The sequence below is a fragment of the Methylobacterium longum genome, assembly GCF_022179385.1.
GTDB lineage: Bacteria > Pseudomonadota > Alphaproteobacteria > Rhizobiales > Beijerinckiaceae > Methylobacterium > Methylobacterium longum.
This window is the reverse complement of record NZ_BPQS01000031.1, coordinates 50781-63512: the sequence shown is the minus strand read 5'-3', so window position 1 is coordinate 63512 and position 12732 is coordinate 50781. Positions and strand designations below refer to the sequence as shown.

11 protein-coding genes and 1 pseudogene are annotated in these 12732 nt (G+C 72.5%); 1 reads left to right on the top strand and 11 read right to left on the bottom strand.

Annotated features, from left to right (window positions below; all coding sequences use genetic code 11):
* From MFF58_RS21865 to MFF58_RS21820, 10 genes and pseudogenes are all read right to left on the bottom strand, one after another.
* Positions 1-609: pseudogene (locus MFF58_RS21865) on the bottom strand (transposase); the annotation flags it as partial.
* 555 nt (positions 610-1164) lie between these two features.
* Complete coding sequence (locus tag MFF58_RS21860; protein WP_238291076.1) at positions 1165-1629, bottom strand: YidB family protein; 465 nt, start codon at positions 1627-1629, stop codon at positions 1165-1167.
* Between the two features lie 125 nt (positions 1630-1754).
* Positions 1755-2498, bottom strand: coding sequence for a MauE/DoxX family redox-associated membrane protein (locus tag MFF58_RS21855; RefSeq protein ID WP_238291075.1), 744 nt, complete (start codon positions 2496-2498; stop codon positions 1755-1757).
* 79 nt (positions 2499-2577) lie between these two features.
* Positions 2578-2997, bottom strand: coding sequence for a CopM family metallochaperone (copM, locus tag MFF58_RS21850; RefSeq protein ID WP_238291074.1), 420 nt, complete (start codon positions 2995-2997; stop codon positions 2578-2580).
* A 23-nt stretch (positions 2998-3020) separates the two neighbouring features.
* On the bottom strand, positions 3021-3386 hold the full coding sequence (locus MFF58_RS21845) for a hypothetical protein (RefSeq protein ID WP_238291072.1): 366 nt from the start codon (positions 3384-3386) through the stop codon (positions 3021-3023).
* A 19-nt stretch (positions 3387-3405) separates the two neighbouring features.
* Positions 3406-6555 carry an efflux RND transporter permease subunit gene (locus MFF58_RS21840; protein ID WP_238291071.1) on the bottom strand — a complete coding sequence of 1050 codons (3150 nt, stop codon included), beginning with the start codon at positions 6553-6555 and terminating at the stop codon, positions 3406-3408.
* 11 nt (positions 6556-6566) lie between these two features.
* Positions 6567-8327 carry an efflux RND transporter periplasmic adaptor subunit gene (locus MFF58_RS21835; RefSeq protein WP_238291070.1) on the bottom strand — a complete coding sequence of 587 codons (1761 nt, stop codon included), beginning with the start codon at positions 8325-8327 and terminating at the stop codon, positions 6567-6569.
* An 86-nt stretch (positions 8328-8413) separates the two neighbouring features.
* Entirely contained in the window at positions 8414-8857 is a 444-nt protein-coding gene (locus MFF58_RS21830; RefSeq protein WP_238291069.1) for a hypothetical protein, read from the bottom strand.
* Between the two features lie 91 nt (positions 8858-8948).
* Positions 8949-9161, bottom strand: a complete 213-nt coding sequence (locus tag MFF58_RS21825) for a heavy-metal-associated domain-containing protein (RefSeq protein ID WP_238291068.1) — start codon at positions 9159-9161, stop codon at positions 8949-8951.
* 169 nt (positions 9162-9330) lie between these two features.
* Positions 9331-10740: a multicopper oxidase family protein gene (locus tag MFF58_RS21820; RefSeq protein ID WP_238291067.1), complete on the bottom strand. Its 1410-nt coding sequence runs from the start codon at positions 10738-10740 to the stop codon at positions 9331-9333.
* A gap of 235 nt (positions 10741-10975) precedes the next feature.
* On the opposite strand from MFF58_RS21820, the gene chrA reads away from it, so the two are divergent.
* Positions 10976-12220 carry a chromate efflux transporter gene (gene chrA / locus MFF58_RS21815; protein ID WP_238291066.1) on the top strand — a complete coding sequence of 415 codons (1245 nt, stop codon included), beginning with the start codon at positions 10976-10978 and terminating at the stop codon, positions 12218-12220.
* 315 nt (positions 12221-12535) lie between these two features.
* Here the strand turns inward: chrA and MFF58_RS21810 are convergent, their stop codons facing one another.
* Positions 12536-12673: a hypothetical protein gene (locus tag MFF58_RS21810; protein WP_238291065.1), complete on the bottom strand. Its 138-nt coding sequence runs from the start codon at positions 12671-12673 to the stop codon at positions 12536-12538.
* Between the last annotated feature and the right edge of the window lie 59 nt (positions 12674-12732).

Here is a 12732-nt window from a genome sequence, read left to right as displayed (position 1 = left end):
GCCGGAGTGCCGCAGGCTGACGCTCACGGTGTGCCGCACTGACGTGCCGGCGCGGCCGCTTGAGCCGCAGGCTCAGGCCCTCATCCCTGTAGAGGCGGTGGACTCTCTTGTGACTCACCCGCCAGCCTTCCCGGCGCAGGAGAATGTAGATCCGAACGTCACCGTAGCGCACCCGGCTCTTGGCCAGATCGCAGATGCGCATCCGCAGCGGTGCCTGATCGGGTTTGGTCGAGCGGTAGCGGACGCCCGACCGGCCTACGCCGAGCGCGACGCAGCCGCGCCGCTCACTCACCCCGTGCGCCACCTGAACCTGGTGCACGAGCTCGCGTCGCCGAGCAGGCGTCAGAGCTTTTTTGCGAGCACGTCCTGCAGGATGTGCTTGTCGAGGCTCAGATCGGCCACGAGCTGCTTGAGCTTGCGGTTCTCCTCCTCAAGCTGCTTCAGCCGACGTAGCTCGCCCGTGCCGAGCCCGCCATAGAGCTTCTTCCAGCGGTAAAATGTCTGTTCGGAGATGCCCATCCGGCGCAGCACCTCCGCGACCGGTGTCCCAGTCTCGGCCTGCTTCAGCGCGAAGGCGATCTGCTCCTCGGTGAACCTGCTCTTCTTCACGGCTCTGCTCCTCCCATCAGGGTCTCACAAAACCGGAAAACTCGCACTCAGGCCGGACCAAAGCGACGGGGGGACGTCAAGGTGCTGTACTGGACGCCGATCCAGAGGGGGCGCCTGTGGGTGGGCACGGTCCGGCGGCGGTCGCGACGGTGTGCGGGGCCTGTGACTCCTCGAACCGCGCGGGCTCAGGAAGCCGGGTGCAGGGCGCAGGTGGCCGGCCTTGTTGACCTGTTCGATGACCGCGGGGCAGCTCGGCCGCACCATCGGCGAAGGCCTCGAACGCCATCGGATCTACGTCCTCGACCGGAAGCGTCTTCCTGACGCGGTCAGCCTGGGCGCGGTCGTCGGGAGCGCCGCGTCGACCCCGCGAACCGACCCGCCCGGGCTCGGTCAGGACCGTCCGACCGCCTCGGCCGCGTATCGACGACCACGGTCCGTCTGTGGGTCAGGCCTGGCGCCGGACGACGCGCGATGGCCGTGCGCGGCGCCGCAACGGGGAGGTGGCCGTCGATGGAGCGGCTGGGCGCGTCACCGACCGGCCTCGGACGTGCCCGGCTAGGCCGGCATCCGACCGTCCGGCGTGTAGCGGTCGACGGCCTGCGGAAGCTCCTTGGAGAGCCGGGAGAGCAGCTCCTCGCGCGAAAGGCCGGTGCGTTGCGTCAGGGCGGCCATCACGTCGGGCCCTATGGCGTGTTCCAGGTGCTGCGGCGCGATCTCCTGGTTGGGCCCCTGGTTGACCCAGGACTGCGCTGCGGCCCCGTGGCCGGCTTGATGGAAGCGTTCCAGCATCTCGCCGAGGCCGTTGTTCAGGAACCCGCCAGGGGCCGCGGCGCGCTGGTTGCCGAGGAGGCCACCCAGGAGGCCCCCGAGTCCGCCCGCGGACGCCGTCGGAGCTCCGGCCGGAGCGGGGGCGCCCTGTCCGGACCCGCCCAGAAGCTCCGCGAGCTTGTCCTTGTTCTGGTAGCCGGCGAGGGCGAGAAGACCCAGGAGGGCCGTCATCGAGGGGTAGCCGTCACTCATGGCTCGTCTCCGGTTCGTCTCGGCGGGTCCGGGCGCGCCCGCCGGATCGTTCGGTGTTTCAAACGCGCGCGGATGCCAAACGGATGCCGGGAAGGCGGTCCGAGCGAAGGGCGCGACGAGCGCCCTCAGCGGTGTACCGCCAGCATCCAGACGGCCATGGCGACCATCATCACGTTCTCGGTGAGCGAGACGAAGCCGAGCGGCACCTTGCTCGACCCGCCGACGCAGGCCCACGCGATGTCGCGCTTGTCCACGTAGACCGCCTTGAACACCGAGACCGCCCCCACCGTGCCGATGAACAGGGCCACCGGAATGGACAGCCAGTTCAGGGACCCCGCCACCATCAGGATACCGGCGATGCCTTCGAGGAACGGGTAGGCGTAGGCGTAGCGGACCCAGCGCTGGCCGAGCAGGTCGTAGCCGAGGAACATCGAGGAGAAGGACTCGACATCCTGAAGCTTCAGGAGGGCGAGCACGCACATGCTGAATGCGATGAACCACTCGGCCGCACGCATCGTCAGCGGCGTGCCGTCGGCGGCGTAACTCGCCGCCAGGGCCATCAGCGCCGTCATCGAGAACACCGCGATGACGGGCGTGTACGTCGGTTCGTTCGGGGCGTCGGCGGCCTTGCCGAAGTGGCGCTGCAGGTCGTCGAAGCCGCCGACGCGCGCGCCGCCGATGAAGGTCTGCGGCGTCGACTTGACTTGGTGCTCGGCCTTGAAGCGGTCGGTCGCCTCGCGGGTGGTCAGGAGGTGGTCCTCGACCGCGCAGCCCTGGCGTTCGAGGAGATCCTTGGCCTTCAGGCCGTAGGGACAGGTGTGTTCGGGGGTGACCATCCGGTAGAGGGTGGCCCTGCGGGCGTCTTGCATGTCGGTCTCCTGCGCGGTCGGGACCTGCATCGGGGAAGCGGTCCGGGACCGCCCCGGCCGGCGGTCCCGGAGGCGACGGCTACTTCCCGTGCCGCTTCAGCCACGCCTCCATGGCGGAGATCTCCGCGGTCTGATCGTCGATGATCTTCCGGGCCATCGCCGTGGTGGCGGGATCCTTGGCGTGCTTCAGGGCGATTTCGGCCATGGCGACCGCGCCCTTGTGGTGCGGGATCATGTGCGTGCGGAAGTCGACGTCGGGGTCGCCGGTGTAGGGGACGTCCATGTCCTTCATCATCGCCGTGTCGGCGGCCTTGAACGCCCGCGACGAGACGTCGTCCTTCAGGTCCGGCTTCATCGAGCCCCTCTCCTTCGCGGACATGGAGCCGTGGTCGTGCAGGCCCTGCGCGCGGGCGGCGCCGGCCAGCCCGGTCGACAGCAGGGCGGCGGCGAGGATGCGCAGGTGCGTGGTGCGGAGGCGCGTGCGGCGGAGGTGCGTCATGGGTCGTCCTTTCTCGACGGGGATCAGTGGAACGTGCCGCTGGCGGTCCCGCCGTCCGGACCGGTGAGCTGCACGGCGCCCCTCGGGCCGGCACCCAGCGCCGTCGCGGCCTTGCCGGTGAGGCGGTTGCCGTCAGCGGGCTCCAGCGGGACCCGGGTCGGCTTGCCGCCGACGACGAGGATGGCGGTGCCCTTGAAGCCGGCTGCCGGGATCGGCCTCTGGCCTTCGTCGGACAGGAACACGTCGACGGTCTCGCCCCTGGCGACGAGCTCGACGTGGAACGTGCCGGCGTCCGTCACCCGGCCGCCGTGCCGGCCGGCGGTTTCGTGCGCGGAGGCGGCGGTGGCGGCGAGCAGGCCGGCGGCCAGGGTCACTCTCGGTAGGATCACGCTCGTATCTCCTCTGGGATCAGTAGGCCTCGGCCGGGCGCGGGGGCGCGCCGTCCGGGGATGGATGGGCCGGCGCCCCGGCCTGCAGGGCGCGCAGCCGCTCCAGGGGCCGGGCACCGAAGCGCAGGAACAGGACGGGGGTCAGGACGGTGTCGAGCAGCGTCGCGCTGACGAGGCCGCCGAAGATCGTCACCGCCACCGGGTGCAGGATCTCCTTGCCGGGGCTCGCGGCGTCGTGGAGCAGCGGCGCCAGCGCCATGCCCGCCGACAGCGCCGTCATCAGCACCGGGGTGAGGCGCTCCAGGCTGCCGCGCTGCACGAGGTCGGGCCCGAACGGCACCCCCTCGTGCAGCGACAGGTTCAGGATGTGGCTGATCTTCAGGATGCCGTTGCGCGCCGCGATGCCGGTCAGCGTGATGAAGCCGATCATCGACGCCACCGAGAGCGGCTGGCCGACGAGCCACAGGGCCGCCACCGAACCGATCAGGGCGAGCGGCACGTTGCCCATGATGATGAGCGCCAGCCCGGCCGAGCGGTAGCGGCTGAACAGGAGGGCGAAGACGAGCGCCAGGGACAGGCCGGACAACGCCGCGATGGTCCGGCTCGCCTCCTCCTGCGCCTGGAACGTGCCCTCCAGGCTGGTGAAGAAGCCCGGCGGCAGGGGCTCGGTCGCCACGGCCTGGCGGATGGCGGCCACGACGGTGCCGATATCGCTCGCGCCGTCGGTGTTGGCCTGGACCACGATGCGGCGCCGGGCGTTCTCGCGCAGGATCTGGTTCGGGCCGTCGGTCTCGCGGATGTCGGCGACCTGGCGCGCCGGCACCCAGCCCGAGGGCGTCTCCAGGAGCAGGTCGCCCAGGCCCGCGGTGGTCCGGCGGTCCTCGGACAGGCGCAGCACCACGTCGAAGCGGCGCACGCCGTCGACGACCGTCGAGACCACGCGCCCATTCGAGAGGCGGCTGATCTGCTCGACGATTGCGGCCGGCTGCACCCCGTAGAGGGCCGCCCGGGTATAGTCGACGCGGACCTCCAGCTGCGGGATGCGCGCCTGCCGCTCGACCTGCAGGTCGGTGAGCCCCGGGATCGCCGCCATCCGGTCGCGCAGGGCATTCGCGACCCGCCGCAGGGCGTCGAGGTCCTCCCCGTACACCTTCAGCGCGATCTCGGCGCGCACGCCCGACAGCATGTGGTCGAGTCGGTGCGAGATCGGCTGGCCGACGTTGACCGCCACCGGCAGGGCCGCCAGGCGTCCGCGGATATCGGCGACCAGGGCCGCCTTGTGTCGCTCGGTACCCGGGTCGAGGGCCACCTCGATCTCCGAGGAATGGACGCCCTCGGCATGCTCGTCGAGCTCGGCCCGGCCGGTGCGGCGGCCCACCGCCTTCACGCCCGGGATGCCGAGGAGCAGCGTCTCGGCGATCAGCCCGACCCGGTTGCTCTCGGCGAGCGAGATGCCGGGGTTGAAGGTCATGTTGACCGTGAACGAGCCCTCGTTGAACGGCGGCAGGAAGGCCCGCGGCAGGGTCCAGGCCGCCACGCCTGCGGCGGCCACCGCGCCCGCGACCGTGCCGACCAGCAGGCCCTGGTGCCGGAACGCGACCCGCAGCAGGGCGGCGTTGCCGCGCTTGAGCAGCGTCAGGAGGCGGCTGTCGGGCGCCGCCGGGTGCCTGAGCCCCGGCAGCAGCAGGGAGGCCAGCGCCGGGGTCAGGGTGATGGAGGTGAGCAGGCTCGCCAGGATCGAGATGATGTAGGCCTGCCCCAGCGGGGCGAAGAGCCGGCCCTCGATACCCGACAGGGCGAAGAGCGGCACGAACACCAGGATGATGATGAGCGTGGCGTAGACGATGCCCGAGCGGACCTCGTTCGAGGCCTCCACCACCACCTGGAACACGCTCCTCGGGTTGCCGGCCCGTCGGTTCTCGCCGAGCCGGCGGTGGATGTTCTCGACGTCCACGACCGCGTCGTCGACGAGCTCGCCCATGGCGATGGCCAGCCCCCCGAGCGTCATCGTGTTGATGGACAGTCCGAACAGGTGGAACACCACCGCGGTCGTCAGCACCGAGACCGGGATGGCCAGCAGCGAGATGGCCGTGGTGCGCACGTTCAGCAGGAAGGCGAACAGCACCACCGCCACCACCAGCACGGCTTCGACGAGGACGCGCTCGACGTTGCGGATCGAGGTCTCGATGAAGTCGGCCTGACGGAACAGGACCTGGTCGGCCCGGATGCCCGCCGGCAGGGCCGGGCCCATCGCCGTCAGGGCGGCCTCGATGCTGCGGGTGAGCCGCACCGTGTCGACGTCCGGCTGCTTCTCGACCGAGACGATGACGGCGGGCTTGGCCCTGTAGCCGGCGTCGCCGCGTTTCACCTTCGCGGCGAAGGAGACCTCGGCGACCTGCCGCAGGGACACGGGCGCCTCGTTGACGGTCGCGACCACGAGGTTGCGCAGGTCGTCGAGGCTCATGGTCCGGCCGATGTTCCGGATCAGGTACTCGCGCGCGTTCTGGTCGGTGAAGCCGCCGCCGGCGTTGGTGCCGAACTGGGCGAGCGCGGTCTCCAGCTGGGCGTTCGTCACCCCGAGCGCGCGCATCGCCGCCGGATTCGGGCTGACCCGGAACTGGCGCACCTCGCCCCCGATCGGGATGACCTGCGCGACGCCCGGGATGGTGAGCAGCCGCGGCCGGACGGTGAAGTCGGCGGCCTCGCGCACCTGCATGGGGGTCGCGGTGTCGCTCGTGACCGCCACCAGCAGGATCTGGCCCATGATGGAGGAGATGGGCCCCATCACCGGCGTGACGCCACGCGGAAGCTGGTCCTGCACCAGGGCGAGGCGCTCCGCGACCTGCTGCCGGTTCCGGTAGATGTCGGTGCCCCAGTCGAACTCGACGTAGGTGATGGACAGGCCCACGCCCGAGACCGAGCGCACCCGGGTGACGCCCGGCAGCCCGTTCATCCGGGTCTCGATGGGGTAGGTGACGAGTTGCTCGACCTCCGGGGGGGCGTAGCCCTCCGCCTCCGTCATGACGGTGACGGTCGGCCTGTTGAGGTCGGGGAAGACGTCGACGGGCAGCCTGACGGCGGTGAAGGCGCCGTAGAGCACCAGCACCGCGGCGAGCGCGAGGACGAGCAGGCGGTTGCGGACCGACCGGCCGACGAGGAACGTGAACATCGGCGGCCTCCTCAGCGGACCTGATCGAGGAGCTCGGCGCCCTGGGTCACGACCCGCTTGCCCGGTCCGACCCCTTCGGCGATGAGGACGCGGCCGCCGTCGAGGGGCTCGATCCGGACCGGCCGCGCCTCGAAGCGCTCGGCGGAGGTGTGCTCGTAGACGACGTCCTGCCCGTTGCCGGCGCGCACGACCGCCGCGCGCGGCAGCGCCAGCCCGGTCTGCTCCGTGTCGGTACCGGCGAGCACGGTGACGAACTGCCCGACCCGCAGGCCGGAGGCGTCGCCCTGGACGGCGAACTGCACCGGGATGGCCTGGTTGCGGTCGGCGAGGCCCGAGCCCTGGTAGGCGAGCTTGAGGGTGCGGCCGTCGGCGAGCCGCGCCGTGGCGTCCTGCGCGGGCGTCAGGGCGTCGAAGCTCAGCGCCTCGACCCAGAGGCGATTCGGGTCGACGACCTGGAACACCATCTGCCCGGGGCTGGCCATCTGCCCGGCCACCGCCGCAGCCTGCGCGACGACGCCGTCGACCGGCGCCACCAGGGGCTCGGGCTGTTGCCGGATCTTGTCGAGGGCCGCGCGGCGGTCCTGCAGGCCCTTCAGTTCGGCGACCGCGTCCTCAAGCTGGCTCTGGGGCACCGCGGCGGTCGTGGCGAGGCGCTTGTAGCGGTCGACCCGGCGCTCGACGATGGAGATCTGCTGGTCGAGGTCGCCTTGGGTCTGCCGCATGTCCGAGGCGTCGACCGCCTGGATCGGCGGCGTGACGGTCGCCAGGACCTCGCCCTTGCGCACCCGCGTGCCGAGGCGGGGGAACGGGCCCGGCGGCGGCGGCGCCAGCCGACCACCGACCGAGGATTGCACGACGCCGCTGGCGTTCGGGTCCGGGATGATGCGGCCGGGCAGCGCGACCGAGCGGTGGAAGATGCCCGCCTCGGTCACGGTGGTGCGCAGGACCAGCAGGCGCTGCGTCGGCTTCGGCACGAACACCGAACCGTCGGGCAGGCGCTGCGCGAGGTCCGACGCCGCGGGCGCGCCCGGCCGCGGCTCGGCCAGCGCGGCCCCCTGCACGGGGGCGCCATGATGCTCGGCGCCATGATCCTCGGCGCCGTGCGCGAAGGCGGCGGTGCCCAGCACGAGGGTGATGCCGATGGCAGCGAGCGCCACCGCCGGGACGCTGCGGCGGCCCCGGGCGAGCCCGGTCGTGAGCATGCCGAGCAGGAAGGCGACGGCGACCGCGCCGAAGAGGGCCGGGTCCTTCTCGCCGAGGCGCTCGCGGATGCCGCGGGCGATCGTCGAGACGCGCGACGTCACGGCCTGCATCGACGCTGCCGAGGAAGCCGTCGGGTCGGTAGACGCCGTCGCCTTTCCGCCCGGGACGGTGACCGCGACTGCGAGGATGTCGACGTCCTCGCCCGCCGTGACGGTGGCGGTAAACGCGTGCCGCCCGGGCTTCGACAGCCACGGGGCCGGCAGCGCGTAGCCGCCCTCGGGCGTGGCGGTCGCTGTCCTCGGACCCTCGGGCGTCTCGACCTCGACCGTCGCGCCGGTCACCGGTTCGTTCGTCCGGAAGCGGTCGAGGAACAGGGTCAGGATGCCGTCGCGCGGGACGGCGACGAGCTCGAAGGCCTCGGTGAGGGCCTCGCCGCGCGGGGCGATGGTCTTCGAGACGGGCGGCTGGCCGGCGCCGTGGTCGTGGCCCTCGTGGGCGCGCGCGGGCCCGGCCAGCACGGCGGCCAGCAGCGCCACCGCGCCGAGGGCGGCGGCAGGACGGATCGACATGGGAACGGTATCCTCGCGGTGGGGATGCCGGGCGCGGCCACGGACGGGCGCACCTCGGGCGTCGCGCGCCTCAGGCGCGCCTCATCTCACGCGCGGGTTCGTGGGGGCTCGGGCAGGGCCTCGGGGCCGCTGCCGGCGCGGCCGACGACGACGCGCGGGATCAGCGTGACGGCCCGGAACAGGGACGGCGACAGGGCGTAGGGCCCGGCGAGGACGCCGGTGGCGCAGCAGGTCATCGTCCCGCAGCAGCGGGTCCTGCAGCCCGGACGGCAGCAACCGTCCTCGGTCGGCTCGATGCGCGCCGCCTCGACGGTGGCGAGCGCGACCCTGGACCACGCGGGCGCCCCGGCGGTGACCGCCGGCTTGGCCGGCACGGCCGTGGGGGGGACCACCTTCGGCCGCGCCGCCATCACGTGATGGCCGTGATGCCCATGGCCCTCGTGGGCCTGGACGGCGGACGGCGCGACGTAGGCGATGATCGCGAGGATCACGGCCGCCATCAGGCGCAGGGTCTGCCGGTCGAGGTTCATGGGGAGGGTCTACACCGGTTCGGGGGGCAGGACCATGTCCGCGGATCGGACGTGCATCCGGGAAGGCCGGTTCGGTTTCCGCTCCGCGGCTTCAGGCGGCGGCGGGCAGTGGCTCCGCCGGGTAGCCCGCCTCCGCGATGGCGTGGGCGATCCTCCCGGCCGGTCCGGCGGCGCCCGACACGGTCACGAGCTTGGTCCCCAGGTCGACCTGCACCCGGGCGCCGGGTTCGATGGCCTGAACGGCCTCGGTCACGGCTCTGGCGCAGCCTCCGCACCCCATCTTGTCGACCTTGACGCGGACCATGACGCTCTCCTGCGGATACCGTCCCGACGCGATGGGGCTTCCCACCGCTGGAAGGTCAAGACCCCCGGATCCGTGGAGCCTCAAGGATCTGGGCCGCCGCGTTCTCCGGCGCCGTCGCGTCGCCGGGGCGTCCCGTCCGGGGGCGGCGCCGCGCCCAGGTTCGCCGGGCTCACACGTAGCGGATCAGCCCCGCGAAGCCCTGGTCCATGTGGTCCTGATGGTGGCAGTGGAAGAAGGTCGCGCCGGGGTCGTCGGCGACGAGGTCGATCTCCGCCTTCGAGAAGCGCGGCAGGCTGATCGTGTCCTTCATCAGCCCCGACATGGGCTGGTCGCCGACCTTCGTGACCTCGAACGTGTGGCGGTGGATGTGCACCGGGTGCTCGTCGCCGCTGTGGTTGTCCATGACCAGGCGGTAGCGCTTGCCCCGCTGCACCGTGAACAGCGGATCGGTGTCGGGCCAGGACTTGCCGTTGATCGTCCAGCGGTTGTAGCCGCCGCGGCCCCCGGGGATCTTCTCGAACCGCAGGGCGATGGTCTCGTCCGGCGCGGCCGCCGCCCCGGCCCGGGCGAAGGCGGCATAGCGCCAGTCGTCCCGCTGCGGCTGGACCCATTGCGGTTCGCCCCGCCGGTTCGCGTACTCGACGACCACGCCCATGCCCATGCCCATGCCGCGCTCGTCGTCCTTGGTCGAGCCGAGCACCCAGACGCCGGGGTTGTTCATCTCGATAATGACGTCGGCGCGCTCCGCCGCGTCGAGCTTGAGCACCTCGACGGCGGCCTGGACCGGCACCGGGTTGCCGTCGAGCGCGACCACCTGGAATCGGTGACCAGGCAGGGCGAGCGAGATGCCCATGCTCGCGTTGGCGTTGAGGATGCGGAACAGCACCCGCTCGCCCTCGCGGACCCGGACGGGCTCGCCGTGGCCGAGCATCCGGTCGCCCAGCGTCGCCGAGCGGTACATCGCCTCCAGGCCGTTGTCCGGCGGCGGCCCCTTCTGCAGGTCCTGCATGCTGACCCAGTGGCCTTCCCAGGTGTGGGACGCCAGGAGAACCTCGCGGTCGTAGCGGCCGGGGTCGCCCGCCGCCGGCTCCACGATCAGGAAGCCGAACTCGCCCGAGTAGGTGCTCCGGGTCAGGTCCTCCATGGCCATGGCGTGGCTGTGGTACCAGCGCGTACCGGAGGGTTTCGGCGTGAACGCGTAGACCAGCGACCCGCCCGGCGCGATGATGGGCGAGCCTTCCTCGCTCGCGCTGTCCTGCTCGGGCGGGAGGTGCAACCCGTGCCAGTGGACGAGGTTGGGATAGCCGCTGTCGTTGACGACGTTGATGCGGACCGGCTCACCCTCCTTCAGGCGCAGGACGGGCCCCGGGACGGCGCCGTTGTAGGCGGTCGTGCGGATGACCTTGCCGGGGGCGATCTCGTGCGAGACCGGCGCGATCCGGAGGATGTGGTCCGCGCGCGCCTCCGCGGCGCGGCCGGAAACCGGCGGGATCGCGAGGCCGAGCGCCGCGGCTCCGCTAGCGCCAAGGAGCTGGCCAAGGACCTCGCGACGGTCCGGGTGAGGCCTGCGGACGGGCATCGTGGCGTCCTTGTCGCGACGGGGCGGGACGGGCCTGCGAGGGCGCCTTGTCCCGGCCCCTCGTCCTCGATATCGAAACCCGATACCGCAGGAAGGCTCACCGATCCAGGCGGCTGCGACAGCAAGGCCGGACCGGCGCTCGATGGGGCGCCGGGGGAGGCCGTCCTGCGAGGGACGCCGAACCCTGGACGCTCGCGACCCCACCTCCGCCTGCCACGACGGACCGAGACGGACCATGGCCGATGCTCCCCCGACCGCTGAGGCGAGGCCTGCCGGCGAGGCCTCCGCAGGCCCTCCCGGCTCCGCCGGCGAAGTGTTCCTGGCCTTCCTCAAGCTCGGCCTGACCGCGTTCGGCGGCCCGATCGCGCATCTCGGCTACTTCCGCGACGAGCTGGTCACCCGACGCCGATGGCTCGACGAGCGCGGCTATGCCGACCTGGTGGCGCTCTGCCAGTTCCTGCCCGGGCCGGCCTCCAGCCAGGTCGGGTTCTCGCTGGGCGTCTTCCGTGCTGGCGGGCTTCCCGGCGGCCTCGCCGCCTGGGCCGGGTTCACCCTCCCGTCGGCCCTGCTGCTGCTCGCCTTCGCGTACGGCGCCGCCGCGCTGTCCGGCCCTGTCGCCGACGGCGCGATCCACGGATTGAAGCTCGTCGCCGTCGCCGTGGTCGCGCAGGCGGTGTGGGGCATGGCCCGATCCCTGGCGCCGGACCGGCCGCGCGCCGGCATCGCGGTGGCGGCGTTGTTCCTCACCGTGTTCGTGGCCGGCTCGGTCGGGCAGCTCGCCGCCATCGTCCTCGGCGCCGTCGCCGGCCTCGCCCTCTGCCGCGCGGCGCCGCCGGGTCAAGCCGGACACCTCGCGTTCCCGGTGTCCCGTCGGGCAGGGGCTGCGGCGCTGATCGCCTTCGCCCTGCTCCTCGTCGTGCCTCACATGCTCGTCGCCGGCCTGCACGCCCAGGCCCCGGCACTGTTCGACGCCTTCTATCGCTCCGGCGCCCTGGTGTTCGGCGGCGGCCACGTGGTGCTGCCGCTGCTGCAGGCCGAGGTGGTCGCCCCGGGCTGGGTCGGCTCCGGCACCTTCCTCGCCGGCTACGGCGCGACCCAGGCCGTGCCCGGCCCGCTGTTCACCTTCGCGGCCTATCTCGGGGCCGTCGCCGGGCCGGCGCCCCACGGGGTGGTGGGCTCGGCCATCGCGCTCGTGGCGATCTTCCTCCCGGGGTTGCTGCTGGTCTACGGCATGCTGCCCTACTGGGACGCGTTCCGGACGCGTCCGCTGGCTCAGGCGGGGATGCGCGGCACCAACGCGGCGGTGGTCGGCATCCTCGGGTCCGCGCTCTACGATCCCGTCTGGACCAGCGCGGTCGGCACCCCCCGCGATTTCGCGGTGGCCGTGCTGGCCTTCGTGCTGCTCACGGTCGGTCGGGTCCCGCCGTGGATCGTCGTCGCGCTCACGGCCCTGGGCGGCGTCGCCCTGACCCTGCTCTGACCGGAGAAGGTCACCCATTACGGCCGGCGGTCGCGCCGCGCCGGCGGCCCCGGCCGCCGTTCAGGCCGGCTTCACCTCGGGTGGATGCCGGCCACCTCAGCCTCTCGGGCGGGGCGAGGGACGCGGCCTGCCCCGTCGTGAGGGACGGCCCTTGTCGCCGACGCGCGGTGCCGTGGCGGTCGGGTCCCTCGCGCGGCGGCACCTCGTGGAACGGCCCGCGCATCCCTTCGCGCGCCAGGGCGCGGGCATCGCCGCCCGACGGCGTCGCGCGGTCGATCCGCGACTGGCTGCGGCCGGTCCGTTCCGTCCGTGAGGTCAGGTCCCCCCGGCGCCGGGCTTGTAGCCGCGGCGACCCGGTTCCTCGATCATCCGCTGGCCGTAGAGATCGCCCGCGGCCGCGTGGTGGAGGATGTGCCGCCGGACGGAGCCAGCCAGGAGATCCTGGTGTTCCATGTGGTCAAGCTCGCGGATGGCCCGCCGCAATCACGGGGAACAGGTCGTGCGCACCGGGT

Excerpts from the sequence above, each read along its gene's own strand:
- MFF58_RS21825 (WP_238291068.1), bottom strand. The coding sequence starts at position 9,161 with ATGGTCCGCGTCAAGGTCGACAAGATGGGGTGCGGAGGCTGCGCCAGA.
- MFF58_RS21835 (WP_238291070.1), bottom strand. The coding sequence starts at position 8,327 with ATGTCGATCCGTCCTGCCGCCGCCCTCGGCGCGGTGGCGCTGCTGGCC.
- MFF58_RS21840 (WP_238291071.1), bottom strand. The coding sequence starts at position 6,555 with ATGTTCACGTTCCTCGTCGGCCGGTCGGTCCGCAACCGCCTGCTCGTC.
- MFF58_RS21810 (WP_238291065.1), bottom strand. The coding sequence starts at position 12,673 with ATGGAACACCAGGATCTCCTGGCTGGCTCCGTCCGGCGGCACATCCTC.
- MFF58_RS21855 (WP_238291075.1), bottom strand. The coding sequence starts at position 2,498 with ATGCAAGACGCCCGCAGGGCCACCCTCTACCGGATGGTCACCCCCGAA.
- MFF58_RS21860 (WP_238291076.1), bottom strand. The coding sequence starts at position 1,629 with ATGAGTGACGGCTACCCCTCGATGACGGCCCTCCTGGGTCTTCTCGCC.
- MFF58_RS21820 (WP_238291067.1), bottom strand. The coding sequence starts at position 10,740 with ATGCCCGTCCGCAGGCCTCACCCGGACCGTCGCGAGGTCCTTGGCCAG.
- MFF58_RS21830 (WP_238291069.1), bottom strand. The coding sequence starts at position 8,857 with ATGAACCTCGACCGGCAGACCCTGCGCCTGATGGCGGCCGTGATCCTC.
- copM (WP_238291074.1), bottom strand. The coding sequence starts at position 2,997 with ATGACGCACCTCCGCCGCACGCGCCTCCGCACCACGCACCTGCGCATC.
- chrA (WP_238291066.1), top strand. The coding sequence starts at position 10,976 with ATGGCCGATGCTCCCCCGACCGCTGAGGCGAGGCCTGCCGGCGAGGCC.